General features: G+C 71.7%; 27 protein-coding genes. 13 read left to right on the top strand and 14 right to left on the bottom strand.

The window, feature by feature from the left end; genetic code table 11:
* Nucleotides 1-97: 97 nt before the first annotated feature.
* Nucleotides 98-1,018, bottom strand: a complete 921-nt coding sequence (locus ACZ3YO_RS14750; protein ID WP_465546777.1) for a DUF8083 family protein — start codon at nucleotides 1,016-1,018, stop codon at nucleotides 98-100.
* Nucleotides 1,019-1,205: 187 nt separating this feature from the next.
* On the opposite strand from ACZ3YO_RS14750, the gene ACZ3YO_RS14745 reads away from it, so the two are divergent.
* Together ACZ3YO_RS14745 and ACZ3YO_RS14740 are read left to right on the top strand one after the other, a co-directional pair.
* A complete protein-coding gene (locus ACZ3YO_RS14745) occupies nucleotides 1,206-2,366 on the top strand; it encodes a Glu/Leu/Phe/Val dehydrogenase dimerization domain-containing protein (RefSeq protein ID WP_396324678.1) in 1,161 nt (386 codons plus the stop codon).
* A gap of 410 nt (nucleotides 2,367-2,776) precedes the next feature.
* Nucleotides 2,777-3,034, top strand: a complete 258-nt coding sequence (locus ACZ3YO_RS14740; protein ID WP_465546773.1) for a DUF3073 domain-containing protein — start codon at nucleotides 2,777-2,779, stop codon at nucleotides 3,032-3,034.
* A gap of 151 nt (nucleotides 3,035-3,185) precedes the next feature.
* Here ACZ3YO_RS14740 and purM read toward each other — a convergent pair whose 3' ends face one another.
* The 3 genes from purM to ACZ3YO_RS14725 form a co-directional block, all read right to left on the bottom strand.
* Nucleotides 3,186-4,271, bottom strand: a complete 1,086-nt coding sequence (gene purM / locus ACZ3YO_RS14735; protein ID WP_396324681.1) for a phosphoribosylformylglycinamidine cyclo-ligase — start codon at nucleotides 4,269-4,271, stop codon at nucleotides 3,186-3,188.
* A gap of 110 nt (nucleotides 4,272-4,381) precedes the next feature.
* Nucleotides 4,382-5,965, bottom strand: coding sequence for an amidophosphoribosyltransferase (purF, locus tag ACZ3YO_RS14730; RefSeq protein ID WP_396324682.1), 1,584 nt, complete (start codon nucleotides 5,963-5,965; stop codon nucleotides 4,382-4,384).
* Between the two features lie 262 nt (nucleotides 5,966-6,227).
* A complete protein-coding gene (locus tag ACZ3YO_RS14725; protein WP_465569255.1) occupies nucleotides 6,228-7,142 on the bottom strand; it encodes a diacylglycerol kinase family protein in 915 nt (304 codons plus the stop codon).
* 126 nt (nucleotides 7,143-7,268) lie between these two features.
* On the opposite strand from ACZ3YO_RS14725, the gene ACZ3YO_RS14720 reads away from it, so the two are divergent.
* The gene (locus ACZ3YO_RS14720) at nucleotides 7,269-8,552 is read left to right on the top strand and encodes an adenylosuccinate synthase (RefSeq protein ID WP_396324685.1); all 1,284 of its coding nucleotides are present in this window, start codon (nucleotides 7,269-7,271) and stop codon (nucleotides 8,550-8,552) included.
* Nucleotides 8,553-8,699: 147 nt separating this feature from the next.
* Nucleotides 8,700-9,302: a GNAT family N-acetyltransferase gene (locus ACZ3YO_RS14715; RefSeq protein WP_465569252.1), complete on the top strand. Its 603-nt coding sequence runs from the start codon at nucleotides 8,700-8,702 to the stop codon at nucleotides 9,300-9,302.
* Between the two features lie 157 nt (nucleotides 9,303-9,459).
* On the opposite strand, the gene ACZ3YO_RS14710 is transcribed toward ACZ3YO_RS14715, so the two are convergent.
* Complete coding sequence (locus ACZ3YO_RS14710; protein WP_465569250.1) at nucleotides 9,460-9,861, bottom strand: ATP-binding protein; 402 nt, start codon at nucleotides 9,859-9,861, stop codon at nucleotides 9,460-9,462.
* 319 nt (nucleotides 9,862-10,180) lie between these two features.
* Between ACZ3YO_RS14710 and ACZ3YO_RS14705 the strand changes: the two genes are divergently transcribed.
* Genes ACZ3YO_RS14705 through ACZ3YO_RS14695 form a run of 3 tightly spaced genes read left to right on the top strand, consistent with a single transcriptional unit; the run spans nucleotide 10,181 to nucleotide 11,481 of the window.
* The gene (locus ACZ3YO_RS14705) at nucleotides 10,181-11,035 is read left to right on the top strand and encodes a helix-turn-helix domain-containing protein (protein WP_465569248.1); all 855 of its coding nucleotides are present in this window, start codon (nucleotides 10,181-10,183) and stop codon (nucleotides 11,033-11,035) included.
* 10 nt (nucleotides 11,036-11,045) lie between these two features.
* Nucleotides 11,046-11,234: a DUF397 domain-containing protein gene (locus tag ACZ3YO_RS14700; RefSeq protein ID WP_465569246.1), complete on the top strand. Its 189-nt coding sequence runs from the start codon at nucleotides 11,046-11,048 to the stop codon at nucleotides 11,232-11,234.
* A gap of 58 nt (nucleotides 11,235-11,292) precedes the next feature.
* Nucleotides 11,293-11,481 carry a DUF397 domain-containing protein gene (locus ACZ3YO_RS14695; RefSeq protein WP_465546761.1) on the top strand — a complete coding sequence of 63 codons (189 nt, stop codon included), beginning with the start codon at nucleotides 11,293-11,295 and terminating at the stop codon, nucleotides 11,479-11,481.
* A 131-nt stretch (nucleotides 11,482-11,612) separates the two neighbouring features.
* On the opposite strand, the gene ACZ3YO_RS14690 is transcribed toward ACZ3YO_RS14695, so the two are convergent.
* The 4 genes from ACZ3YO_RS14690 to ACZ3YO_RS14675 are packed head-to-tail and all read right to left on the bottom strand — an operon-like array spanning nucleotide 11,613 to nucleotide 14,420.
* The gene (locus ACZ3YO_RS14690; protein WP_465569244.1) at nucleotides 11,613-12,116 is read right to left on the bottom strand and encodes a hypothetical protein; all 504 of its coding nucleotides are present in this window, start codon (nucleotides 12,114-12,116) and stop codon (nucleotides 11,613-11,615) included.
* A gap of 20 nt (nucleotides 12,117-12,136) precedes the next feature.
* The gene (locus tag ACZ3YO_RS14685; protein WP_465569242.1) at nucleotides 12,137-12,526 is read right to left on the bottom strand and encodes a hypothetical protein; all 390 of its coding nucleotides are present in this window, start codon (nucleotides 12,524-12,526) and stop codon (nucleotides 12,137-12,139) included.
* On the bottom strand, nucleotides 12,523-14,106 hold the full coding sequence (locus ACZ3YO_RS14680; protein WP_465569240.1) for a hypothetical protein: 1,584 nt from the start codon (nucleotides 14,104-14,106) through the stop codon (nucleotides 12,523-12,525). Before ACZ3YO_RS14680 ends, ACZ3YO_RS14685 begins: the two co-directional genes overlap by 4 nt.
* Nucleotides 14,106-14,420, bottom strand: a complete 315-nt coding sequence (locus ACZ3YO_RS14675; protein ID WP_465569238.1) for a type VII secretion target — start codon at nucleotides 14,418-14,420, stop codon at nucleotides 14,106-14,108. Before ACZ3YO_RS14675 ends, ACZ3YO_RS14680 begins: the two co-directional genes overlap by 1 nt.
* Before the next feature lie 54 nt (nucleotides 14,421-14,474).
* Here ACZ3YO_RS14675 and ACZ3YO_RS14670 point away from each other — a divergent pair, with 54 nt between their 5' ends.
* Both ACZ3YO_RS14670 and metG read left to right on the top strand, forming a co-directional pair.
* Nucleotides 14,475-14,693: an ARMT1-like domain-containing protein gene (locus tag ACZ3YO_RS14670; protein WP_465569236.1), complete on the top strand. Its 219-nt coding sequence runs from the start codon at nucleotides 14,475-14,477 to the stop codon at nucleotides 14,691-14,693.
* 411 nt (nucleotides 14,694-15,104) lie between these two features.
* Complete coding sequence (gene metG, locus ACZ3YO_RS14665; protein WP_465569234.1) at nucleotides 15,105-16,832, top strand: methionine--tRNA ligase; 1,728 nt, start codon at nucleotides 15,105-15,107, stop codon at nucleotides 16,830-16,832.
* A 122-nt stretch (nucleotides 16,833-16,954) separates the two neighbouring features.
* Here metG and cutA read toward each other — a convergent pair whose 3' ends face one another.
* Together cutA and ACZ3YO_RS14655 are read right to left on the bottom strand one after the other, a co-directional pair.
* A complete protein-coding gene (gene cutA, locus ACZ3YO_RS14660; RefSeq protein ID WP_465569232.1) occupies nucleotides 16,955-17,284 on the bottom strand; it encodes a divalent-cation tolerance protein CutA in 330 nt (109 codons plus the stop codon).
* 168 nt (nucleotides 17,285-17,452) lie between these two features.
* Nucleotides 17,453-17,935, bottom strand: coding sequence for a MarR family winged helix-turn-helix transcriptional regulator (locus tag ACZ3YO_RS14655; RefSeq protein WP_465569231.1), 483 nt, complete (start codon nucleotides 17,933-17,935; stop codon nucleotides 17,453-17,455).
* Nucleotides 17,936-18,061: 126 nt separating this feature from the next.
* On the opposite strand from ACZ3YO_RS14655, the gene ACZ3YO_RS14650 reads away from it, so the two are divergent.
* The 3 genes from ACZ3YO_RS14650 (at nucleotide 18,062) to ACZ3YO_RS14640 (ending at nucleotide 19,188) form a co-directional block, all read left to right on the top strand.
* Nucleotides 18,062-18,409 (top strand): DMT family transporter, encoded by a 348-nt coding sequence (locus ACZ3YO_RS14650; protein WP_465569229.1) that lies wholly within the window; start codon nucleotides 18,062-18,064, stop codon nucleotides 18,407-18,409.
* Between the two features lie 45 nt (nucleotides 18,410-18,454).
* Entirely contained in the window at nucleotides 18,455-18,775 is a 321-nt protein-coding gene (locus ACZ3YO_RS14645; protein ID WP_405360825.1) for a DMT family transporter, read from the top strand.
* Nucleotides 18,776-18,870: 95 nt separating this feature from the next.
* Nucleotides 18,871-19,188 (top strand): DUF6087 family protein, encoded by a 318-nt coding sequence (locus ACZ3YO_RS14640; RefSeq protein ID WP_465569227.1) that lies wholly within the window; start codon nucleotides 18,871-18,873, stop codon nucleotides 19,186-19,188.
* Between the two features lie 55 nt (nucleotides 19,189-19,243).
* Here ACZ3YO_RS14640 and ACZ3YO_RS14635 read toward each other — a convergent pair whose 3' ends face one another.
* Both ACZ3YO_RS14635 and ACZ3YO_RS14630 read right to left on the bottom strand, forming a co-directional pair.
* Nucleotides 19,244-20,158 carry a class I SAM-dependent methyltransferase gene (locus ACZ3YO_RS14635; RefSeq protein WP_465569225.1) on the bottom strand — a complete coding sequence of 305 codons (915 nt, stop codon included), beginning with the start codon at nucleotides 20,156-20,158 and terminating at the stop codon, nucleotides 19,244-19,246.
* Between the two features lie 301 nt (nucleotides 20,159-20,459).
* Entirely contained in the window at nucleotides 20,460-21,488 is a 1,029-nt protein-coding gene (locus tag ACZ3YO_RS14630; protein ID WP_465569223.1) for a hypothetical protein, read from the bottom strand.
* 268 nt (nucleotides 21,489-21,756) lie between these two features.
* Here ACZ3YO_RS14630 and ACZ3YO_RS14625 point away from each other — a divergent pair, with 268 nt between their 5' ends.
* Nucleotides 21,757-22,812: an aldo/keto reductase gene (locus ACZ3YO_RS14625; protein WP_465569221.1), complete on the top strand. Its 1,056-nt coding sequence runs from the start codon at nucleotides 21,757-21,759 to the stop codon at nucleotides 22,810-22,812.
* A 15-nt stretch (nucleotides 22,813-22,827) separates the two neighbouring features.
* Here the strand turns inward: ACZ3YO_RS14625 and ACZ3YO_RS14620 are convergent, their stop codons facing one another.
* Nucleotides 22,828-23,718: an NAD(P)-dependent oxidoreductase gene (locus tag ACZ3YO_RS14620; protein WP_465569220.1), complete on the bottom strand. Its 891-nt coding sequence runs from the start codon at nucleotides 23,716-23,718 to the stop codon at nucleotides 22,828-22,830.
* Nucleotides 23,719-23,773: the final 55 nt, after the last annotated feature.

The following is a 23,773-nucleotide window of genomic DNA, read 5'->3' as shown; positions in this document are numbered from 1 at the left end:
AACCGGCACCGCAGCACAGCAGGCACCACCGGCACCGGCCCAGGCACCGGCCCAGGCACCGGCCCGGGCTCCTGACCGGGCCCGGGCCCGGGCCCGGTCAGTTCGCGTACCGCAGCGCCAGCACCCGCCGCCAGCGCCCCGTCAGCTCCTCGTACGCCCGCAGCGCCTCCGCCGCGTCCCCCGCCCGCAGCGCCCGCAGCCCGTCCTCCAGCTCCCCCGCCGAACGGTCCGCCAGCAGCCGCTCCGGCCCCAGCAGATGCACCAGACCCCCGTAGTCCAGCTCCACCAGCGAGCGCGGGTGGAACTCCTCCAGCCACCGCCCGACCTGCTCCGCCCCGCGCACCAGCTCCCCGTCCGGCACCGCCTCGCGCAGCGCCCGGTACGCCCGGGCCACCCGCCGGCGCGCCTGCGCCATCGGCGTCAGGTAGAACAGCGCCGCCTTCTCCCCTTCCTCCCCGCTCCCCTCCTCCGCCGCGCCCGCCGGCACGAAGCAGCGGTCCTCCTCCCCGAACGGCAGGAACCACCGCACCGGCACCTCCCAGCGGTTGGTCAGGATCCACGGCCGGGCGTCCGGGTGCTCGGCCCGCCAGCGCTCCCGGTCCGCCTCCGCGGCCGCCCGGGTCGCCGGCGGCAGCGCGGTGTCCACCAGCGCCACCGGCGCCCCCGTCCGCAGCTCCTCCAGCGCCTGCCAGCTGCGCAGCCGCGTCGCCCACGGGCAGACGTACAGAACCCCGTCCAGCGAGCGCACGAAGGCCCGGTCGCTCTCCCGCTCCGGCAGCGGCCGCGGCGTCCGGCCGACCAGCTCCGCCAGCGCGGCCCGCTGCTCCTCCAGCACCGCCGCGGCCACCGGCTGCCCGGCCTCCGCCGCGTCCGGGCCGTGCTCCGCCGCGTAGGCCTGCCAGCGTGCCCGGTCCGGCTCCGGGTAGGCGGCCAGCGGCTCGTAGACCCGCAGGTGGGCGGCGTAGGGCGGAAGTACGGAGGTGCGTACGACGGTCACGTTCTGCATCGTCGCACGCACGGGCCCTCCCCCGGGAGGCCTCCGGCCGGGAGCTGTTCGCGGACGCACGCCGCACGCCCCCGTCTCACCACGCGGACAACCGCCCCGGGCTCGGACAGAAGGGGCAGATCCCCGGCCACCTCGCGACTACGCTTCGCCCTAGGCGCCCGCACCACAGCAGCGGGCCTCGGATACTGGAGTCACCACAGTGACCGACGTACAGACCGCATCCGCCACGCACCCCGCACCCGGTGTGCTCAGCAGGATCTTCCGTACCGAGCAGGACGGCGCCCCCGGCGACGGCCACGAGCAGGTCGTCCTCTGCCACGACCGCAGCTCCGGACTCAAGGCGATCATCGCCATCCACTCCACCGCACTGGGCCCGGCCCTCGGCGGCACCCGCTTCTTCCCGTACGCCTCCGAGGAGGCGGCACTGGAGGACGCGCTGAACCTCTCCCGCGGCATGTCCTACAAGAACGCGCTCGCCGGGCTCGACCTCGGCGGCGGCAAGGCCGTCATCATCGGCGACCCGAACAAGGACAAGAACGAGGCGATGCTCCGCGCCTACGGCCGCTTCGTCGAGTCCCTGCGCGGCCGCTACATCACGGCCTGCGACGTCGGCACCTACGTGCAGGACATGGACGTCATCGCCCGCGAGACCGAGTTCGTCACCGGCCGCTCGCCCGAGAACGGCGGCGCCGGCGACTCCTCGATCCTGACCGCCTTCGGCGTGTTCCAGGGCATGCGCGCCTCCGCCCAGGCCCGCTGGGGCCAGCCGACCCTGCGCGGCAAGCGGGTCGGCGTCGCGGGCGTCGGCAAGGTCGGCCACTACCTGGTCGGCCACCTGGTCGCGGACGGCGCCACCGTCGTCGTCACCGACGTCTCCGAGGCCGCCGTCAACCGCGTGCGCGCCGCTCACCCGGAGGTGGAGGTGGTCGCCGACACCGCCGCCCTGCTCCAGGCCAAGCTGGACGTCTACGCCCCCTGCGCGCTCGGCGGCGCCCTCACCGACAGCTCGGTGGCCGCGCTCGGCGAGCTCGGCACCTCCGTGGTCTGCGGTGCGGCCAACAACCAGCTGGCCCACCCGGGCGTCGAGAAGGACCTCGCCGACCGCGGCATCCTCTACGCCCCGGACTACCTGGTGAACTCGGGCGGCGTGATCCAGGTCGCCGACGAGATCGAGGGCTTCAACTTCGAGCGGGCCAAGAACAAGGCGACCAAGATCTTCGACACCACCCTGGAGATCTTCACCCGGGCCGCCGCCGACGGCGTCCCGCCGGCCGTCGCGGCCGACCGCCTGGCCGAGAAGCGGATGCGCGAGATCAGTGCGCTCCGCTCGGTGCTGCTGCCCGGCGCCCGCCGCGCCTGATCCGGCAGAGCCGTCCGGTGATGCGCGGGGGGCGGTCCCCCTTCCGGCCCGCCGTCGGGCAGGAGGGGCGTCGCCCCCCGCGCATCACAATGTGGAACCGGATTCTCACTTCTGCGCCCGATCGGGTGATCCAAAGCCCCCCTAGGGGGGATAATCGATCCCGGAACGACGGACCTGAGACACCTACGGACAGCGTGCAAAACGCCGCAAAACCTCCCCTGACCTGGGACGACCCGGTCGCGGGTGCAGCCGGTGCGCGCCACGTCACACCGACGACGTACCGTCCAGCGGCAGAAACAGGTACCGTTAATGCTCCAAGGGACGGTTCTCCCCATTCGGGCAGGCCGCTCTTGATCATGAACACGTGTCAGACTCGGGGCCGTGAGCCCCATCGTTGAGGGGGTCGACCCATGGGGCGCGGCCGGGCCAAGGCCAAGCAGACGAAGGTCGCCCGCGAGCTGAAGTACAACAGCGGCGGGTTCGACGCCAACCGTCTGTCCAGCGAGCTGGGCGTATCGCCCTCCACCGCCTCGATCGAGCCTGAGCCGATCGAGGAAGAAGAGGACGACGACCCCTACGCGGAGTACGCGGCTCGCTACGCCGACGACGACGAGGACGACGACACCGATTCGGGCACCGGGCCCTCCCAGGCCCGCCGCCGCGCGTAGTCCCAGTCTGGCCTGACCGGCCCGGGCGCCATGGGCGCCGGGGCCGGTTTTCGGCGTTCCCGGCGGGTGGTCCGCCCGAGGACGACGTACCGGCAGCGCAAGAGGGCCCCTCCGACGGAGGGGCCCTCTTGCCGTGCTCTCAGCGGTCCGCTCAGCCCGCCGTGAAGCCCTCGTACGCGTTGTAGAGCGCCGCACCGCCGTCGTGCTCGTCCGCACGGTCGACGATGTCGCCGAGCAGCCAGGCCTCGACGCCGCGGTCCTCCAGGATCGACAGCACGACGTCCACCGAGTGCGGCGGGACGACCGCGACCATGCCGACGCCCATGTTGAGCGTCTTCTCGATCTCCAGGGTGGCCACCTTGCCGACCTCGGCGACGGTCTGGAAGACCGGCAGCGGGGTCCAGGTGCCGCGGTCCAGGCGGGCGTGCAGGCCGTCCGGGATGACCCGGGCCAGGTTGGCCGCCAGGCCGCCGCCGGTGACGTGCGAGAAGGCGTGGACCTCGGTGGCCCGAGTGAGCGCCAGGCAGTCCAGCGAGTAGATCCGGGTCGGCTCCAGCAGCTCCTCGCCCAGGGTGCGGCCGAACTCCTCGACCTTGCGGTCCAGCTTCCAGCCGGCCTCGTTCAGCAGCACGTGGCGGACCAGCGAGTAGCCGTTGGAGTGCAGGCCGGAGGCGGCCATCGCGATCACCACGTCGCCGGCCCGGACGCGCTCCGCGCCCAGCAGCGCGTCGGCCTCGACCACACCGGTACCGGCGCCCGCGACGTCGTACTCGTCCGGGCCGAGCAGGCCCGGGTGCTCGGCGGTCTCGCCGCCGACGAGGGCGCAGCCGGCCAGCGCGCAGCCCTCGGCGATGCCCTTGACGATCGCGGCGACCCGCTCCGGCACGACCTTGCCGACGCAGATGTAGTCGGTCATGAACAGCGGCTCGGCGCCGCACACGACCAGGTCGTCCACGACCATGCCGACCAGGTCGTGGCCGATGGTGTCGTGCTTGTCCATGGCGGCGGCGATGGCGACCTTGGTGCCCACACCGTCGGTGGCCGAGGCCAGCAGCGGCCGCTCGTAGCGCTTGAAGGCGGACGCGTCGAAGAGTCCGGCGAAGCCGCCGAGGCCGCCGACCACCTCGGGGCGGCTCGCCTTCTTCACCCACTGCTTCATGAGCTCGACGGCGCGGTCGCCCGCCTCGATGTCGACGCCGGCGGCGGCGTAGGTGGCGCCGTTCTGGTTCGTGGTCACTGCGGTGCGGCCCTTTCGGGTCTGTGCCCCCGCGGGTCTTGGTGCCCTCGTGGGTCAGGGGGATGGAACAGCGGTGGGGCCCCGGGTTCCGGGACCCCACCGTCGGGTCGTTACGGGCGGCGCAGGGCGTCGGCCGCGCCCGCTCCGCCGAGCAGGGACTGGACGCCGTCCAGGTCGCTGCCGCTGGTCGGCTTGCCGCGGACCGCCGGGGGCTGCTGGCTGCCCTTGATCTCGGCCTCCAGGAGGAGCTTGCCGAGCAGCGCCGGGTCGGGCAGCTCCATCGGGTACTCCCCGTCGAAGCAGGCCCGGCAGAGCCGGTCCTTCGGCTGCTTGGTGGCCTCGATCATGCCGTCGATCGAGATGTAGGAGAGGGAGTCCGCACCGAGGGTGCGGCCGATCTCCTCGATGGTCATGCCGTTGGCGATCAGCTCCGCGCGGGTGGCGAAGTCGATGCCGAAGAAGCAGGGCCACTTCACCGGCGGCGAGGAGATCCGGATGTGGACCTCGGCCGCGCCGGCCTCGCGCAGCATCTTCACCAGCGCGCGCTGGGTGTTGCCGCGGACGATCGAGTCGTCCACGACCACCAGGCGCTTGCCCTGGATGACCTCGCGCAGCGGGTTGAGCTTGAGCCGGATGCCGAGCTGGCGGATGGTCTGGCTGGGCTGGATGAAGGTGCGGCCCACGTAGGCGTTCTTCACCAGGCCGGAGCCGTACGGGATCCCGCTGGCCTCGGCGTAGCCGATGGCGGCCGGCGTGCCGGACTCCGGAGTGGCTATCACCAGGTCGGCCTCGACGGGCGCCTCGGCGGCCAGCCTGCGGCCCATCTCCACGCGGGAGAGGTGCACGTTGCGGCCGGCGATGGAGGTGTCGGGGCGGGCCAGGTAGACGTACTCGAAGACGCAGCCCTTGGGCTTGGCCTCGGCGAAGCGGGAGGTCCGCATGCCGTTCTCGTCGATGGCGATGAGCTCGCCGGGCTCCACCTCGCGGATGAAGGAGGCGCCGCAGATGTCGAGCGCCGCCGTCTCGGAGGCGACGACCCAGCCGCGCTCCAGCCGGCCGAGCACCAGCGGGCGGATGCCCTGCGGGTCACGGGCGGCGTAGAGCGTGTGCTCGTCCATGAAGACGAGCGAGAACGCGCCCTTGACCTTGGGCAGGACCAGCTTGGCCGTCTCCTCGATGGAGAGGTCCGGGTGGCCTGCGAGCAGGGCGGTCACCAGGTCGGTGTCGTTGGTCGCGGCCGTCCGGCCCGAGCGGGAGACGTGCTCCTCGCCGGGGAGTTCGGCGACCATGGCCGCCAGTTCGGCGGTGTTCACCAGGTTTCCGTTGTGCCCGAGGGCCAGCGAACCGTGAACGGTCGCCCGGAAGGTCGGCTGGGCGTTCTCCCAGACCGAGGAACCGGTGGTCGAGTAGCGGGCGTGTCCGACGGCGATATGCCCGTGCAACGACCCCAGGGAGGCCTCGTCGAAGACCTGGGAGACAAGTCCCATGTCCTTGAAGACGAGAATCTGGGAGCCGTTGCTCACTGCGATGCCCGCGGATTCCTGACCGCGGTGCTGCAGGGCGTAAAGGCCGAAGAACGTGAGCTTGGCGACCTCCTCGCCGGGAGCCCAGACACCGAAGACGCCGCAAGCGTCCTGGGGGCCTTTCTCACCGGGAAGAAGATCGTGGTTGAGTCTTCCGTCACCACGTGGCACGCCTTCGAGTCTAGGGCAGTTGGCACAGGCTTCCGGAACCCGGGCGGCCGGGATTGTTGGGCGATCCTTTGGCAACGCGCGTAGACAAAACCCCTTACCCGGTGCGGATTTCGGGAGGGCGGAATTCGGCCGAGGGGCGCTTGGCCTTGCGGTTCGCGCCCGTTGGTGCGCTGCCGGTGCGTCTCCGGCGCGTTCCGTGTGCGGACGGCGCGCAGGTGAACGGCGGGGAACGTGAGCCTGCTCACCCGGTCTCCGTCCAGGCTCAGACCGCGGGCAGCAGCAGCCCCCAGGCGCCCGGGTGGACCGTCCAGGTGCGGGCGCGGACCGGGCCCACCGGGTGGCCGTCGGCCTCGTAGCCGAACCCGCGCCCGACCACCGAGACGCTCGCCGCCCGGGCGCGCACCAGTGCGCCCGGCGCGCGGACGACGATCTCCATCACGCCGGCGCCGACCGCGTCTCCGGCCGGCAGGGTCACCTGGACCACCCGGACCGGGCGGTGGACGTCCGCAAGGAGCTTTCCGTCCGCCTCGATGCGGAGCCGGGAGCTGTGCTCGGCCCTGCCGGTGCCCCCGGCACCTCCGGCCGCTCCGGCCGCTCCGGCCGCTCCGGTCGCTCCGGTCGCTCCGGCTTCGGAGGTGAGCGAGGTCCCCTGCTCGGCCGCAGCCAGTTTCGCCCATAGCGAACGCCAGCCACCCGTCCGGCCCACCACCCGGCGGGCGCCGCTCCCGGAGATCCGCACCCCGCCGAGCGCCACCCCGCCGCCGTCGTCCACCAGCAGGTCGAGCTTGCGCGGCACGCCCGAGAGCACCGCCCGCGCCGCCGGCACCGGCTCCCCCGGAACGCCCAGCGCACGGGCCGCCACCAGCTCGTTCGCCCGGCCCACCGGAACCATGCCCACCGGGTCCGCTCCCAGCTCACGCTGGCGGTACAGGGCCTGGAGCACCCGTTGCAGTGCAAGATCGGAACCGATCACTACCGGTCGTCGCCGACCCCGGTGCGAAAGCACCCGGTCGAGCTCGGACGGGCTCTCGGGATACGCCACCTTGACGTCCGCACCTCCGCAGAGGACGTCCTTCGCGATCCGCACCGACTCGCCGTCGGTCTGCCGGGCCGCCGGGTCGAGGAGCAGCAGGAGCGGCTCGGGGCCGCCGGTTGCAGGCGTGGACAGGGACGACACGACCGGTCCTTCCTCAGGTAATCTCTCGGTGCAAGAGCCCCTTGCGCTATTGCGCCAGGGGCTTCGTCTATCTCGGGGCAGACTGCGGCCTACGCAGGATGCCCCAACCGGAAGGGGTGTACGCCTGTGCCGGCACTCGTGCTCGTTGGCGCTCAGTGGGGGGACGAGGGCAAGGGGAAGGCGACCGACCTCCTCGGTGGCTCCGTCGACTACGTCGTCCGCTACCAGGGCGGCAACAACGCCGGTCACACGGTGGTCATCGGCGACCAGAAGTATGCCCTGCATCTGCTCCCTTCCGGCATCCTCAGCCCGAATGTGACGCCGGTGATCGGCAACGGCGTCGTCATCGACCCGGGCGTACTGCTCTCCGAGCTGGGCGGCCTGAACGAGCGCGGCATCGACACCTCCAAGCTGCTGATCTCGGGCAACGCCCACCTGATCACGCCGTACCACCGCACCCTGGACAAGGTCACCGAGCGCTTCCTCGGCAAGCGCCGGATCGGCACCACCGGCCGCGGCATCGGCCCGACCTACGCGGACAAGATCAACCGCGTCGGCATCCGCGTGCAGGACCTCTTCGACGAGTCGATCCTGCAGCAGAAGATCGAAGCCGCGCTGCACGACAAGAACCAGCTGCTGGTCAAGCTCTACAACCGCCGCGCCATCCCGGCCGAGCTGGTGCTGGAGGAGTACCTCGGCTACGCGGACAAGATCAAGCCGTTCCTGGCCGACACCACGCTCGTCCTGGACGAGGCGCTGAAGGCCGGCAAGGTCGTCCTGCTGGAGGGCGGCCAGGGCACCCTGCTCGACGTCGACCACGGCACGTACCCCTTCGTGACCTCGTCGAACCCGACCGCGGGCGGCGCCTGCACCGGCGCCGGCATCGGCCCGACCAAGATCGACCGGGTCATCGGCATCCTGAAGGCGTACACCACCCGCGTCGGCTCGGGCCCGTTCCCGACCGAGCTGCTGGACGCCGACGGCGAGGCCCTGCGCCGGATCGGTGGCGAGCGCGGTGTCACCACCGGCCGCGACCGCCGCTGCGGCTGGTTCGACGCGGTGATCGCGCGCTACGCGACCCGGGTCAACGGCCTCACCGACTTCTTCCTCACCAAGCTGGACGTGCTGACCGGCTGGGAGCAGATCCCGGTCTGCGTCGCGTACGAGATCGACGGCAAGCGCGTCGAGGAGCTCCCGTACAACCAGTCCGACTTCCACCACGCCAAGCCGATCTACGAGACGCTGCCGGGCTGGACCGAGGACATCAGCAAGGCGAAGACCTTCGCCGACCTGCCGAAGAACGCGCAGGCGTACGTGAAGGCCCTGGAGGAGATGTCCGGCGCGCCGATCTCGGCGATCGGCGTCGGCCCGGGCCGGACCGAGACGATCGAGATCAACTCGTTCATCTGAGGCCGAGCCTCCGCCGAGCCGGAGGCTGCGTGATCGAGAGGCCCTGCGGGACACTGCGTCCCGCAGGGCCTCTTTCATGACCTCCGGACTCTGCACTAGTGCAATAACCCATTGCATCTAGTGCAGAGTGCCGCTACGTTCGGGATCATGACTGCGAAGCTTCCTGCACCCGTGACCCTGACCGGCCGCCACGTCCGCCTGGAGCCGCTGAGCCGGGACCACCTCCCCGACCTCTGGGCCAGCGTCGGCCCCGACCCCGACGTCTGGCGCTGGATCCCGTTCAGTGCGCCGACGACGGAGGAGGAGCTCGGCGCGATGCTTGACATCCGCCTCGCCGAGGTCGCGGCGGGGAACGCCGTGAAGTTCGCGGTGATCGACCTCGCGAGCGGGCGCGCCGTCGGCGTCACCGGGTACTACGCGTTCAAGGCGGAGGACGAGCTGGTCGAGATCGGCGGCACCTGGTACGCCCGGTCGGCTTGGCGGACGGCGATCAACACCGAGTCCAAGCTGCTGCTGCTCGTGCACGCCTTCGAGGAGTTGGGCATGGGCCGGGTGTTCTGGAAGACGGACGCCCTCAACGACCGCTCGCGCAACGCGATCCTGCGCCTCGGCGCCCAGTACGAGGGCATCCACCGCCGGGAGAAGCGGCGGGCCACCGGGGTCTGGCGGGACACCGCCTACTTCTCGATGCTCGCCGACGAGTGGCCCGCCGCACGCGAGCGGCTGACCGAGCGACTGGCCGCCGGATAGCCGTGCGCTTGCCGGTCAGCGCCGACGGACGAGCCGTCCGAGTCCAAGTCCCTTTTGACGGTGTGTCTTTCGCGCGGCTGACGGCTCGCGGTGATCTGTGCGACGACTCCGACATAGACCACGGAGACGAAGAGGCCCGCCAGCGCCACGACATCCATCAGCCACCGACCGCCGCAACTGCCCACACTGCCTTGCCGTACGACCCGATGAGTTCCACACCCCACTCATCGGCAAGTGCGTCCACGAGGTCAAGCCCCCGCCCGCTCGTTCGAGTTCCGTCCGACGCGCTCCGGACGATCGGGGCGCCGGACGCGTCCGAAACGGTGATGTAGAGCCTGCCGCAACGGAGTTCGAGCACGACGGTCGGGGGGCCGTCGCCGTGGAGCAGAGCGTTGGTGACCAGCTCGGAGAGGATGAGGCAGGGGGCGTCGGCGTCCGGGCCGATGGTGCGGAGGGTGTCCCGGAGAAGGCGGCGGAGCGCCCCGACCATCTCCGGGACGGCCGGCGGGAAGAGGTCGAGCCGGAACTCGCGGACCGGGTCGGATTCGAGCGGGCGCATGAGCGGGAGCAACATCGACTGTCTCCAGTCCAGTTGGGGCGAGGTGTTGATGAAGGGCCATCCACCCGTGGCCTGCCCCCGCCGACGAGGGGGAGGGCAGGCGTCGGCAGCCTGCACTCGCCCCTCCGGGGTGCACTTCGGGACCGCTGACAGCACTTCACGTAAGCGGTTCGCTACAGAACGTAGGGCATGAAGGGGCGCTCATGCCACACGAACAGAGGCATTAGTGCCGGTTAATTTTGGGGAACTTGTGCCCCATGGCCACCTTGCCCCACCGAGCCAAGTGGACTGCCCCACCCGGACACGGGAGACTGCCCGCATGCCGCCGAGGAGTACACCGAGCGCCCGTCAGATGCGCGTTGGCCTGGAACTGCGGAAGATGCGCGACTCCGCCCGAAAGACCAGCGCTGACGCTGCATCGACCCTCGGGCTCGATCGAACGAAGATCACCCAGATCGAGAAAGGGCTCTACCCCGTCTCGCCTGACCGCGTCCGCACTCTCGCCTGCGAGTACCAGGAGGGCGACTCCGCTTACGTCGAAGCGTTGGCCGACATCGCCGCCGAACGCGGAAAGGGCTGGTGGGAGGAGTACCGAGGCGTCCTGCCAGCCGGACTTCTCGACATCTCGGAGCTCGAACACCGAGCCGTCGGCCGGATAAGGACTCTTCAGATCGGCCACGCTCCCGGCCTGCTGCAGACCGAAGAGACCGCCCGCGCAATCTTCGAGACCGTCCACCCGCGCCTCCCGGCCCGCGACCTCTGGGCCCGAATCTCACACCGAATGGACCGCACACAAGTCCTCACCAGGCCGGACGCCGTGCAGTACGCGGCGATCGTCCATGAAGCGGCTCTGCGTATGCGGTTCGGCGGGAGAGAAGTCGCTCGGGCTCAGCTTGAGCACATCCGCTTGATGATCGAACGCCCAAACATCACCATCCGGGTCATCACCTTCGATGCTCCCGGGTTCGCCGGCGCGGGGCACGCGATCCTCTACGTCGGAGGCGCCGTCCCAAGGCTGGACACCGTGCAAATCGACTCCGTCCACGGGCCGATCTTCATTGACGACTCGAACCAGCTCGGGAACTACCGAGAGACGCTGGACGCCATGGAGAGGTCGGCACTCAGCCCTGTCGACTCGGCCACCTTCATCGATGATCTTCTGAAGACATCCTGATGGGAGAAGCATGGAAGAGCTCGACTGGCGAACCCCCAGCATCTGCGGCCAGGGCAACAACTGCCCCGAAGTAGCGATCACCCCGGATGCCGTACTCATCCGAAGCAGCCTCGCCCGCGATGCACCGCCCGCCGTCCTCACTCACCAGGAGTGGCGAGACCTCGTCGACGGCATAACGAAGGGCGAGTTCACCGTCTGACCCACCTGGCACACCTCTCATACAGGCCCGTCCAACACGATCACCACGGGAGGCCGGCATGAACGACTGGCAGAAGTCCTCGCCCGGCGGCGGACCCGAGGAGTCCCTCGAAGTCCGCACCGCTGACGGCATGGTCGAGATCCGCGACCCCGACACGGGCGACATCATCGTCCGCACCACCCCCCGCAAGTGGGAGGCCTTCCTCCTCGGAGTGAAGGCCGGCGAGTTCGACCACTTCGTCGCCTGAGACCCCACCCGGTGGCCCCTTGCTCCGCGCAAGGGGCCACCGGACAATGCGAACTCCCGCACGAACGTGGACTATCCGTTCGATCACTGGATTCCCTGCCTCGGCCCCGCTTCGTTCGGTGCCGCGCCGGGTCAGCGAACGGTCACCTGGATGCTCTTGGAGACGCGGCCGCAGTCCGAGGCCGGGCGCGAGGCCGGCACCGCGCGCTCGCAGGTGACCCGGTCGTGGAACTCCCAGGTCAGCGTGGTTATGCCGGGGGCGAGGGCGACGAAGGTCTGGTCGACCGTCCAGGCGCAGCCGGGCACGGGGTCGGCGCAGCGGGCGACGGTGACATCCGGGCCGCGCCGCAGCACGGTGTCGTTTCCCGCCTCGGACAGGGACCAGGCCCATTGCCGGGCGCTCACGCTTCCCTTGACACCGAATCGTTGTCCGACCGTCAGGGTCACCGTGCTGGGTGGGTAGGAGGAGGCCGCGTTCCCGGCCTCGTCGTCGGCGGGGAGGGCGATCTCCGTCTGGGGCCGGCTGGTCGCCGGATCCGTGGGCGCGGCGCTCGTCTCCGTCGGCTTGTCGGCGGACGACGAGGGTCCGCTGGTGCAGGCGGCGAGCAGGGGAAGGGCAGCCAGGAGTGCCGTCATGGTTGCGAAGGTACGGCGCATCAGCTCGCGGCCTCCCGGAACTGGCGACGCAAGGTGATGAGCAGCGCGACGGAGGCCAGCCAGCTGGCGAACAGGGCTTCGCGCTGGACACCGGCTCCAGTGGCGGCGGCCGCGCGTAGCCAGCCTCGGACCAACTCGCCCGGCTCGCGGCCGATCACAGGTTCGGGCAGGTCGAGCGCGGCGGTGAAGCCGCCGGCGCGGACGTACTGGGCCAGGTAGCCCAGCGGGTAGGGGCCGATGAACAGGGCCTCGGCCTGGTAGGAGGCGGCGATCACGGCCTCGGTGAAGAGCACACGGCGGGGGGTGCCGTCGAGCAGCAGCCCGCGCGTGATGGCGGCCTCGACGTCGTAGCCGGTCATCAGCTCGGCGTCCGGACGGGCGGTGGTCATTTCGGCAGCTCCGCACCGTAGGGGGTGTTGATGTCCGTGTCATCGGTGAGGTGGCCGTCGTTCAGGTGGCTGTGGATGAACTGGTCCTCCGTGATCCACTCCGACTGTCCCCACGGGTTGTAGACCTGGAGCCTGTTGCCGTCCCGAGCCATGATCACCATCTGGTGGGCGTTCGCGCCGCCCTTGCCGTGGGCGCAGAACGGCACCGGGTTGCCCTCGTCCAGGGCCTTCTCGATCCGGGCGACCGCCGCACGCCGGTCGTCGTCGGTGTTCAGGCTGACGTATTCGTACGTCTCGCCGGTGGCCTTGCCGAGGTTCTGGTTGGCGAGGAAGGTGTTGCCCTTCGGGCCGACCCCCGCGCCCGATTGCGGGTAGATCTGCTTGTCGCCGTTGGCCTGTTGGCCCTGCTGGTACTGCTGGATGTAGAGCTGCTGGAGCCGGTCTTGGACGTTCTCCGTCGAGTCGGCTCCCGGGGTGTCGGGCGTGTTGCCGGTCGTGATCCGGAGCATCGTCACCGGGTCCAGCTTGAGGCTGGCGACCACCGTGGAGGCGGCGACGCAGTCGCCGACGCCGCCCTGGCCGTAGATCTCGCCGTTGCCGCCGAGCCTGCTGCCCGGGCCGGGGATCGACGTGCCCTGGTAGACGAGGCTTTGGGTCTGGGTAGTGGACTCCTCGCGGGCGCTGTCGGTGCTGAGGGCCGGAACCAGGTGCTGGGCGAGCCAGGCGGGGTCGTCGCCGTGGGGGTGGATCAGGGCGGAGAACTGCTGGACCTCGGCCACCGAGTGGCCCGCGGCCAGCGCCTTCCAGAGGTAGGCGGCCTCCTCGGGCGACTTGGCGCCGGACAGAAGGCCCCGGAACGCGGCCTGGTCGGAGTCGTTCAGACCGCTCAGGAACTGGTTCGCACGCGTGAGTTGGTTGTCCGTGAGGATGTAGTCGCCGTCGGCCGTGCCGCCGGGTCCCTTCTCGTTGGCCAGGACAAGAGCGGCGAGTGGATCGATCCCCCCTTGCCCCGCGCGCTCCGCGCGGGCCCGAGCGGCGAACTGATTGAGCATGCTCGCGGTGCGGGTACCGCTGGTCTCCGCGCTCTGGGCGGCCTTGACCCGGCAGTCGACACCGTATCGGGCGTCCGCGAGGCCGCTACCGGCGAAGGGGCTGAAGGTGACCGACTTCAGCGCCTCCTTCAGCATGTCCACACCGATGGTGTCGTTGGTCCGGGCGGAACCCAGGTCGGTCGCCCAGAAGTCCAGCCAGGCGGCGGCCGCTTCCAAGGTCTGTTGTGAGACGGTCAGCTCGTTCGCCAGCGCTTGTACGGCCTGGGTGGCGTGCTCGGCGACCGAGCCGGTCCAGGCGCTCGGCAACGAGGCGGTGGCGACCCTGCCGAGATCGGTGGACCCCTTCGCGTAGGCCTTGGCGGTGTCCCTGTACGCCTTGGCCCGCTCTCGGATCGTGGCGGGGTCGCCGACCGGCCCGGGCACGTCCAGTGCCTTGTCGATGGCGCGGATCAACTCGGCGGGGCCGGCGGACGGAGAGACCGCGTTGATGGCCTGTTGGGCCTGCTGAAGGTCTGTGAGCTTGCTCATCAGACTCGCCCGGGGGTCATCGATGCGGCGACCCTGGCGTCTGCGGCACGGTAGTTGGCGCTGGTGGCGGACACCTTCTGCACCAGCTCGTCCACGGCTTTCTGAGTGACGTGCAGTTCCTGTGACCAGTTACTGTCGAACGTGGCCCACGCCTGGTCCATCCCGAACTCCCCGAAGGCCGTGGACACGTAGCTCACTTGCGCGGTGTAGGACTGGTTAGCCGACGAGAGGTCCGTCGCCACGCTGCCGAGCGCCCCCGCCACTCCGTCCAGCACGTCCGGTTGGACCGTGTACCAGCCCGGTTGCTCTGCCATCCGTTCGTCTCCCCCCATGGAGCCCACCGCTCATCCGTGCTCGGACGAGCCCGGATGAGCATAGTCGCGGTCGGCGCGCCGCTGCCGTACCGCGACCTGGCCGCCGGCCTCCGGGCGGAGCTCGGTGGTGCGACGATGACGATCCTGAAAGGCGCCCCCGACTACCGCCGCCTGGTCGGCGACCGACTCTGGCCGCCCACCGCTCCGTTCGCCGAGACGGCCGGCCACCTCCCCTCCCCGTCGCCGCCCTGCGGACGCTCAAGTCGGACGTGATCGTCGGCGTCGACGCCGACACCGTGGCCCGGCTCGACGGCACGGGGACGCCCTGGCGCACCAGCGGTCGGCACGCCGTCGTCCAGGTGCACGTCTGCGGGTGAGCCCCGAGGGGGATCAGGCATCCTCGTCCGCGACGGCGTGCCGGAGCAGGCCGAGCGGGGTCGCGCGGGCGGCCTCGGGAACACTCGGTGATCACCGGCGGTCGGACGGGGGCCGTTCACCTGGTGAAATGAGCGGCGGGCGAAAGGGTGGACTCGCTAGGATTGGGGCGCCCACAGTGGAACTTCGCTCTGTGTGGCAGCCCGGGAGCCGGCGAACGCGTCGGGCTTCCGTTGCGGCCCCCAGACCCTGCGCCTGTCACGGCACTCCGGGTAGGGGTGCGTGCGGGAGAAATTGGAGCATCCGAGGATGGCTCGGCACCTGATCACCAGCGCCCTTCCGTACATCAACGGGATCAAGCACCTGGGCAACATGGTCGGGTCGATGCTCCCGGCGGACGTCTACTCGCGGTATCTGCGGCAGCGCGGGCACGAGGTGCTCTACATCTGCGCGACCGACGAGCACGGGACGCCGGCCGAGCTGGCCGCACAGGAGGCGGGGCTGCCGGTCGCCGACTTCTGCGCACAGGCGCACGACCAGCAGAAGGCGGTCTACGACGGGTTCCGCCTCTCGTTCGACCACTTCGGGCGCAGCTCGTCGCCGCAGAACCGGGAGATCACCCAGGAGATCGCGCGCGAGCTGCACGCCAACGGGTTCATCGAGGAGCGGGCGATCCGCCAGGTGTACTCGGTGACGGACGGGCGGTTCCTGCCGGACCGGTACATCGTCGGCACCTGCCCGCACTGCGCCTACGACAAGGCGCGCGGCGACCAGTGCGAGAACTGCACCCGGGTGCTGGACCCGACGGACCTGCTGGAGCCGCGTTCGGCGATCAGCGGCAGCTCCGACCTGGAGGTGCGCGAGACCAAGCACCTGTTCCTGCTCCAGTCGAAGCTGACCGACCAGGTCGAGGAGTGGGTGGCCGCGCACGGCGACCAGTGGCCGGTGCTGGCCTCCTCGATCGCCCGCAAGTGGCTGACCGAGGGCCTGCAGGACCGCGCGATCACGCGTGACCTGGAGTGGGGCGTGCCGGTGCCGGCCGACGTGTGGCCGGAGCTGGCGGCGGAGGGCAAGGTCTTCTACGTCTGGTTCGACGCCCCGATCGAGTACATCGGCGCCACCAAGGAGTGGGCGGACGCGGCGGCGGACGGCGAGCTCCGGGACTGGAAGTCCTGGTGGTACGAGGCCGACGAGACCGTCCGGTACACCGAGTTCATGGCCAAGGACAACGTCCCGTTCCACACGGTGATGTTCCCCGCGACCATCCTCGGCTCGCGGCAGCCGTGGAAGAAGGTCGACTACGTCAAGGCCTTCAACTGGCTGACGTACTACGGCGGCAAGTTCTCGACCAGCCAGAAGCGGGGCATCTTCACCGATGTCGCGCTGGAGCTGCTGCCGGCCGACTACTGGCGCTACTTCCTGATGGCGCACGCCCCCGAGTCGGACGACTCCAGCTTCACCTGGGACCTCTTCGCCTCGGTGGTCAACAAGGACCTCGCCGACACCCTCGGCAACTTCGTCAACCGGGTGCTCTCCTTCAGCCGCAAGCGGTTCGGCGACGACGTCCCGGCCGGGCACGCGGCGGGCGAGGCGGAGGAGCGGCTGGGCGCGCAGATCGCCGAGCTGCTGGCCGAGTACGAGGCCCAGCTGGACGCGCTGAACTTCCGCAAGGCGGCACAGAGCGTGCGCACGCTGTGGAGTGCGGGCAACGCGTACCTGGACGAGAAGGCTCCGTGGCTCCAGGTGAAGACGGACCCAGAGGCGGCCGCGCTGACCCTGCGGACGGCGATGAACCTGATCCACCTCTACGCGGTGGTGTCCGAGCCGTTCATCCCGGCGGCGGCCCGGGCGATGCGCGAGGCGTTCGCGCTGCCCGCCGAGGCGCCGGCGCGTACGCAGGCGTGGGTGAGCGCGGAGGAGGCGCGCGCGCTGGACTTCGTGCCGGCGGGTACGGCGTTCACCGTGCCGCCGGTGCTGTTCGCGAAGATCACCGACGAGGACCTGGCAGCCTGGTCCACCCGGTTCGGCGGCGAGTAGGCGAACGGGCGAGCAGGCGAGCAGGCGAGCAGCCCGGTCGTCGCAGGGGAGTGGGCGGGCAGGGACAGCAGTAGGCCGGGTGGCCCCCGTCGCGACGACGCGACGGGGGCCACCCGCCTGGGTCAGGGGGTCGTTTCCGCGGCCACCCAGGCGAGGTAGGCGCTGCTGCCGGTGACCACCGGGACGGCGACGACCTCGGGGGTGTCGTAGTCGTGGTGCCCGGTGATGAAGCCGGTGAGGCGGGTGGCGAGGTCGGCGCGGGTCTTGAAGTCGACGCGCCACTCGGGGCTCTCCTGCACCTCACCGTCCCACCGGTAGACCGACTGGACCGGGTAGACCTGCGCGCACGCGGCCAGGCGTTCGCGCACCACGGCGGCGGCCAGGGTGCGGGCCTTGGACTCGGCGTCGAAGGTCGTGGTCACCACGACGACATCAGGGTTCGGAGCTGCCATGCGGCGACCGTACCGCCCGGCCGGCGGGCACCGCGCTGCACAGGAGGTCGGCCGGTTCGACTTCCCGTGCGCGGTCAAGGGCGCGGGCGAGGGCGCGGCAAGGCGAGGCGAGGCGCGGCAGGGGAACGGGCCGGGCAAGCGGCCCAGGGCAGCAGCGGGGCGCTGTGCTCAGCCGAGGGAGCGGCGGGCCGTGGTGAGGAGCGGGGCGAGGTCGGGGGTGGCGGCGGCCTCCTCGTCCAGAGTGGTGGTGAGGGTCTCCTCGTAGGTGGCCCGGGCCTCCTGGTGGCGGGCGCGCCCGGTGGCGGTGATCACGGTGTAGACGCCGCGCTTGTCGTCCGGGCAGAGGTCCCGGTAGGTGAAGTCCGCGGCGTGCAGCCGGGCGACCAGGCGGGTGACCGAGCTCTGGTTGAGGCCGAGGCTGCCGGCGAGGTCCTGCATGCGCAGCTCGCCCTTGGGGGCCTCGGCGAGGTACCCGAGGGCCCGGTACTCGGAGAGGCCGAGGCCGTGCCGGCGCTGGAGCGCGGTGGTGAGGCGGCCCTCGACGTGCGCGTGCAGGGCGGTGAGCCGGCTCCACATCCGCGAGTCCGACATCCGGTCCTCGGGCGTCCCGGCGTCCGAATCACCGCTGGTGGGGCTGGGTTCCGAGTCCATGGGCTGCTCCTGGCACAGGTGGGGCGGGTTGACACAGATTACTTGTACATGCATGCTCTTGCCCAGTCGACATCAACTTGCACATACATGCAACAACTAACGTCACGACGAACCCGGGGGGTTCCCATGGCCTGGATCTACCTGCTCATCGCCTCGGTCTTCGAGGTCGTCTTCGCCCTCGCGACCAACGCCACCCACGGCTTCACCGTGCTGGGCCCGTCCCTGCTGACCGCCGCGGCCGCCGCGGGCGGGATCTTCTTCCTCAGCCTCGCCCTGAAGACCCTCGACGTCGGCGTCGGCTACACGGTGTGGACCGGGATCGGCTCGATCGGCACCGTCGTCCTCGGCTCGGCGATCTTCCACGAGTCGATGAACCTCGGGAAGGCGGCGGCCTTCGTCCTGATCATCGGCGGCGTGCTCGGCCTCAAGCTCGCCGACAGGCTCAGCGGCTCCGAGCAGCCCGCCACCGCCTGATCCCCGCGCAGTCACCGCCCCCGACCGACCAAGGAGCACACCGTCATGGCCTGGATCTTCCTCGCGATCGCCGTCGTCTTCGAGATCGTCTTCGCCCTCGGCACCAACGCCACCCACGGCTTCACCAAGCTCTGGCCGTCCGTCCTGACCCTGGTCGCGGCCGCGGGGGGCATCTTCACCCTCAGCCTCGCACTCAGGACGCTGGACGTCAGCGTCGGCTACACCATCTGGACCGGGCTCGGCTCGATCGGCACAGTCGTGTTCGGCGCCCTGATCTACAAGGAGCGGATCACCCTGCCCAAGCTGCTCTCCTTCGCCTCGATCATCGCCGGGGCCGTCACCCTGAAGCTGGCGTCCGGCCTCTGACGACCAGTCACCTTCACCCGATCGTGGACTCGACCCGCCCTCCTCCGTCGGCCAGACTGGCAGGACCGGCTCCGGCCGACGTGAGGGAGGTGGCGGTGAGCGCCGAGGACGAGCCCCTGGCCGAGTGGTACGCGCGACGGGCCAACCGGCGCCGCGCCCCCGGCACGCGGGACGCGATCACGCTGGCCGGGGGGCCGCGCCGCGGCGCCCACGTACTCCGCGACGCGCCACGGCTGGTCATCGAGTGGGACGGCTTCGCCTGGCAGCCGATCGGCGTGGCCGGCAACTACGCGGAGGCGTACCCGCAGATCGTCCGCACCGGGACGGCCGAGCCGTTCCCGCAGGCCGAGACCCCTGCGCCGCTGCTGCGCAAGGGCACCGGGCGGCACCGGAAGCCGGACCAGGCCGGCTGACCGGCGGCGCCCGCTCCGGCCCCGGCCGGCGGATCACCGCCGCAGCGGGGCTTTCTCAGCCCTCCGCCCGGGCGGTGTGGACGGTGATGGCGGCGAGGTAGAAGGCGTCGGGGCGGGCGAGGATGCCGGTGGGGGCGTCGCGGTCGAGCAGGGCGTCCAGCGTGGCGAGGTCCGCGGCGTCCAGGCTCTCCTCCAACTGGGCGCGGCGGCGGTCGAGATGGCCGTACAGGTGCTCGCGGGCCGGGGCGGCGAGCGGAGCCGGCCACTCGACGAGGAAGGTGCGCGAGCCGGCGGGGGTGAGGCCGGCCCGGGACAGCATGGTCGGCCAGTCCTCCACCTCCTCGATGACGCCCGGGAGTTGGGCCCGCATCGCAGCGAAGCCGTCCTCGTGGGCGGCGTCCAGCCGGGCCTGGAGCCCGGGGCGGCCGAGGCCGAAGTCCCGCGGCAGGAACCGCAGCGGCAGCCCGCGTTCGGCGACGGCGAGCAGGCCGCCCGGACGCAGCGAGCCGGCCAGGGCGGTCAACGCCGCCTGCTGGTCGCCGAGATGGTGGACCGCCTGGGACGACCAGATCAGGTCGGCCGCGCCGAGAAGGCCGAACTCGGCGGGAAGATCTGCCTGTTGGGTGGCGACACGGCCGGACGAGCGGGCCTCGGCCCGGGCCAGCAGGGCGGCCGACTGGTCCACGGCGACCACCTCGGCGGCCGGGAACACGTCGGCGAGCAGGCCCGCGACGACGCCGGGGCCACTGCCGACATCCAGCACCCGCCCGACGGGGGTACCGTCCACCAACTCGCGCAGCCACTGGGCGGCCTGGGCGAACGCCGGGGTGTTGAGTTCGCCCTCGCGCTCCAGGAAGGCGGCCAGCGCCGACCAGTCCGTGTCGGTCGCGGGCGCGTGGTGACCGTGGTGGTCGTGGTGGTCGTGGTGCGCCGGGGTGGGGGCGGGGGCGTGCTGGTGCGGTTGGTGCATGACCTGCTCCGTTCGGATCGGTGGCCGGTTCGGGATCGGTGGCGGATTCGGGGCGGCGGCGGGTCCAGTGCGCGGCGGCGTGTCACTCTGCCCGTCGTCCACGGCGATCACCTCCAACGCCAGGCTGCGACGGGCCCCGCGTCTCCGGCAAGATTTGTTGCCGGTTCCGCAAACGGCGCCGACGGTCACCCGGTCCGCCCGGTGCGCCGCACGCCGGTCACCCCCGCCGGTCACCCGGCACGCCACCCCGCCCGGCAGCGGGTGCGGCGCCCGTCGGTCACCCGGCACGCCACCCCGCCCGTCACCCGGTGCGGCGCCAGTACGAGCGCGCGGCGGCCGCCAGGGCCACGCCGTAGACGGCGAATGCGCCCAGACCGATCCAGCAGACCAGCAGCATGTCCGCCTCGGTGGGGAACTCCCCGCGCCGCACGGTCACCAGACCCGTGGTGGCGAGCGCCGCGTACCCGATGCCGAAGATCCCGTACGGCGCGAGGGTGGCGGCGCCGAGCAGCGCGGGGGTGAGCGGCAGCCAGCGGGGCACGCGGCGGCCGCGCAGCAGCAGCGTCCAGCGCGGGAACACCTGGCCCCACGGGCGGACCAGACCCCAGAGCAGGAACACGCCGAGCACCGCCAGCAGCGCCGTCGCGTCCACGCCCCAGGACGCCAGGGTGAGCCAGAGCCCGGAGGCGCCGTTGCGTTCGGCATTGGCCCGCATCGCGGCCCCGCTCAGGCCGGCGAAGGTGCCGCCGAGGGCCCAGGTCACCTTCATCACGACGTACGGCACGAAGGCCACCGTCCCGGCCAGGGCCGCCAGTTGGACCTGCCCCGAGGCCGCCGACGGCGCCGGGGGTGCGTCCGCTCCGCCCGCCCGGGCGGGCGAACGGCCGGTGCTCGCGGTGGCCGCCAGCAGGACGGCGCCGAGCGCCGACAGCGCACGCTGGGCCGCAGCCGGCCAACTGTCCACGTTCTGGTTGAAGACCAGCGTGATGACGTCCATCAGCAGACTGAACGCCGCCACGCCGGACAGGACGCAGAGCGTCCCGAGCACCGCCCGCAGCGCCGGGCGCAGTCCGCACCACGCCGTCGCGGCCCCGGCCAGGGCGGCGGCAACACCCACCGCCGCGACCGCCCACCCCAGCCAGGTCACCCCGAACAGCGCCGTCCCGGTCGCCGCGCAGCCGACCCCGAAGCCCGCGTACGCGACGCCCCAGACGGCCACCCCCCGGCCGTCCCGGCCCCACCCGGACGCACCCGGCCCAGCCGCACCCCGCCCGGGCACGCCCCGCTCGCCCGCCCCCCGCACCGTCGCCCAACCGCTCGCAGCTGTCATGCCCCCAAGCTCCCACCGGCCGCCCCGCCCCGGCCTCCCCCTCCCAGGGGACCCCCTCCCCCTCCGGAGGGAGGACCGGAGTCCCGAGAAGCCCGGCCGGAGTCCCGAGAAGCCCGGCCGCGGTCCGAGAAGCCCGGCCGGATTCCGGCGGAGCGCCGGCCCCCGCCGCCCCTTGCGCTGGAGCGCGCTCCAGGCCCTACCGTCGGGAGCGGAAACACGGCTCCCGAACAGGGACGGCCACCCACTCACCACCAGGGGGACCAGAACCATGCGCTACCGCGTCCTCGGCGGCACCGGCATAGAGGTGAGCGCCTACTGCCTCGGCACCATGATGTTCGGCGCGGTCGGCAACCCCGACCACGACGACTGCGCCCGGATCATCCACACCGCCCTCGACCAGGGCGTCAACTTCGTCGACACCGCCGACATGTACTCGGCGGGCGAGTCGGAGGAGATCGTCGGAAAGGCCCTGCAGAGCCGCGGCAACCGCGACGACGTCGTCCTCGCCACCAAGGTGCACTTCCCGATGGGCGAGGGCCGCAACCGGGGCGGCAACTCCCGCCGCTGGATCGTCCGCGAGGTGGAGGAGAGCCTGCGGCGGCTGCGGACCGACTGGATCGACCTCTACCAGGTCCACCGGCCCGACCACACCACCGACATCGAGGAGACCCTCTCCGCGCTCGGCGACCTCGTCCGGGCCGGCAAGATCCGCGCCTTCGGCTGCTCGACCTTCCCCGCCGAACAGATCGTCGAGGCGTACCACGTCGCCGACCGCCGCGGCCTGCCGCGCTTCCGCACCGAGCAGCCGCCGTACTCGCTGCTCGCCCGCGGCATCGAGCGGGACGTGCTCCCGACGGTCCAGCGGCTCGGCATGGGCGCGCTGACCTGGAGCCCGCTCGCCTCCGGCTTCCTCACCGGCCGCTACCGCAAGGACCGCCCGATCGACCTCACCACCGGCCGGGCCGCCCTCACCCCGGCCCGCTTCGACCCGGCGCTGCCGGTCACCGCGGCCAAGCTCGACGCCGTCGAGCACCTGACCGCGCTCGCCGACGACCTCGGCCGCACCCTGCCCGAGCTGGCACTCGCCTTCCCGCTGGCGCACCCGGCCGTCACCTCGGTGATCATCGGCCCGCGCACCGGGGAGCAGCTGGCAGCGGCCCTCAAGGGTGCCGACCTCGTCCTGGACGACGCCGCCCTCGACCGCATCGACGCGATCGTCCCGCCCGGCACCAACCTCTACCACCCCGACGGCGTCTGGCAGCCCCCCGCCCTCACCGACGCGGCGCTGCGCCGCCGCCCCCTCACCGACCGCCCGGCGGGGTAGCGGGCGGGCACCGGCCTACCGCCGCAGCAGGTCGATCACCCCGGTGAGGTCCTCCGCGCCGCCGCCCTCCGCAAGCCGCCGCTCCATCAGGGCCAGGTAGGGCGCGAGCAGTTCGGCGCTCACGCCCTGCTCCTCGGCGGTGCGCAGCAGGGTGGACGTCCCGGCGACCTGCATGGCGAGGTTGGAGACGACGCCCTGGGTGTAGTCGCCGCTCTCCAGCTGCTCGGCGGTCCTGGCCGCCGATCCGGCCATCGCGCCGATCCAGGAGGTGAGCAGCGGGGCGAGGTCTGCCGGGGCGACGGACTCCTTGCGGACCAGCGCGAAGGCGTGCGCGACCCCGGCGAACATGCCGTACATCGCGCTCAGCAGCGCCACGTCGTGCAGCGCGGCGAAGCCGGCGTCCGCTCCGACGTAGGTGGTTCCGGCCGGGACGGCGAGGGTGTCCCGGTGCTCCTCGAACAGCTCGCGCGAGCCGCTGTAGAAGACGTACGGGCCGGCCGCCGGGGTGCCGATCATCGGCGGTACGGCCATGATCCCGCCGTCCAGGTAGCGGGCGCCGCGCTCGCGGGCCCACTCGGCCCGGGCGCGGGCCTGGCCGGGGGTGCTGGTGATCAGGTTGACCAGGTCCTTGCCGGCCAGGTCGACCCCGTCCAGTGCCTCGTCGACGGAGGCGTCGTCCAGCAGGCAGACGACCAGCAGCCGGTTGGCGGCGACCGCCTCGGCGGCGGTGGCCGCGACGCCGGCGCCCCGGGCGGCGAGCGGTTCGGCACGGGCGGGGGTGCGGTTCCAGACGGTCAGCGGGTGCCCGGTGGCGAGCCAGGCACGGGCGAGCGCGGTGCCCATCGCGCCGAGTCCGAGCAGGGTGACCGGGGTCTTCGACGCGGGGTCGACGGTGTTCTGTGTCATGCCGATCAGGCTCGTCGCAGGCCCCGGGCATGATCAAGTACGCACTTCGAAGTGG

This window comes from Kitasatospora sp. NPDC022785 (genome assembly GCF_055561295.1).
The sequence above is the reverse complement of the archived record's forward strand: the minus strand, read 5'-3'. Positions and strand labels throughout refer to the sequence as shown.

Bases quoted from the DNA above. Each gene is read 5' to 3' on its own strand.
- ACZ3YO_RS14740 (WP_465546773.1), top strand. From the start codon at position 2,777: ATGGGGCGCGGCCGGGCCAAGGCCAAGCAGACGAAGGTCGCCCGCGAG.
- ACZ3YO_RS14715 (WP_465569252.1), top strand. From the start codon at position 8,700: ATGACTGCGAAGCTTCCTGCACCCGTGACCCTGACCGGCCGCCACGTC.
- ACZ3YO_RS14710 (WP_465569250.1), bottom strand. From the start codon at position 9,861: ATGCGCCCGCTCGAATCCGACCCGGTCCGCGAGTTCCGGCTCGACCTC.
- ACZ3YO_RS14705 (WP_465569248.1), top strand. From the start codon at position 10,181: ATGCCGCCGAGGAGTACACCGAGCGCCCGTCAGATGCGCGTTGGCCTG.
- ACZ3YO_RS14700 (WP_465569246.1), top strand. From the start codon at position 11,046: ATGGAAGAGCTCGACTGGCGAACCCCCAGCATCTGCGGCCAGGGCAAC.
- ACZ3YO_RS14695 (WP_465546761.1), top strand. From the start codon at position 11,293: ATGAACGACTGGCAGAAGTCCTCGCCCGGCGGCGGACCCGAGGAGTCC.
- ACZ3YO_RS14690 (WP_465569244.1), bottom strand. From the start codon at position 12,116: ATGACGGCACTCCTGGCTGCCCTTCCCCTGCTCGCCGCCTGCACCAGC.
- ACZ3YO_RS14685 (WP_465569242.1), bottom strand. From the start codon at position 12,526: ATGACCACCGCCCGTCCGGACGCCGAGCTGATGACCGGCTACGACGTC.
- ACZ3YO_RS14680 (WP_465569240.1), bottom strand. From the start codon at position 14,106: ATGAGCAAGCTCACAGACCTTCAGCAGGCCCAACAGGCCATCAACGCG.
- ACZ3YO_RS14675 (WP_465569238.1), bottom strand. From the start codon at position 14,420: ATGGCAGAGCAACCGGGCTGGTACACGGTCCAACCGGACGTGCTGGAC.
- ACZ3YO_RS14670 (WP_465569236.1), top strand. From the start codon at position 14,475: ATGAGCATAGTCGCGGTCGGCGCGCCGCTGCCGTACCGCGACCTGGCC.
- metG (WP_465569234.1), top strand. From the start codon at position 15,105: ATGGCTCGGCACCTGATCACCAGCGCCCTTCCGTACATCAACGGGATC.
- cutA (WP_465569232.1), bottom strand. From the start codon at position 17,284: ATGGCAGCTCCGAACCCTGATGTCGTCGTGGTGACCACGACCTTCGAC.
- ACZ3YO_RS14655 (WP_465569231.1), bottom strand. From the start codon at position 17,935: ATGGACTCGGAACCCAGCCCCACCAGCGGTGATTCGGACGCCGGGACG.
- ACZ3YO_RS14650 (WP_465569229.1), top strand. From the start codon at position 18,062: ATGGCCTGGATCTACCTGCTCATCGCCTCGGTCTTCGAGGTCGTCTTC.
- ACZ3YO_RS14645 (WP_405360825.1), top strand. From the start codon at position 18,455: ATGGCCTGGATCTTCCTCGCGATCGCCGTCGTCTTCGAGATCGTCTTC.
- ACZ3YO_RS14635 (WP_465569225.1), bottom strand. From the start codon at position 20,158: ATGCACCAACCGCACCAGCACGCCCCCGCCCCCACCCCGGCGCACCAC.
- ACZ3YO_RS14630 (WP_465569223.1), bottom strand. From the start codon at position 21,488: ATGACAGCTGCGAGCGGTTGGGCGACGGTGCGGGGGGCGGGCGAGCGG.
- ACZ3YO_RS14625 (WP_465569221.1), top strand. From the start codon at position 21,757: ATGCGCTACCGCGTCCTCGGCGGCACCGGCATAGAGGTGAGCGCCTAC.
- ACZ3YO_RS14620 (WP_465569220.1), bottom strand. From the start codon at position 23,718: ATGACACAGAACACCGTCGACCCCGCGTCGAAGACCCCGGTCACCCTG.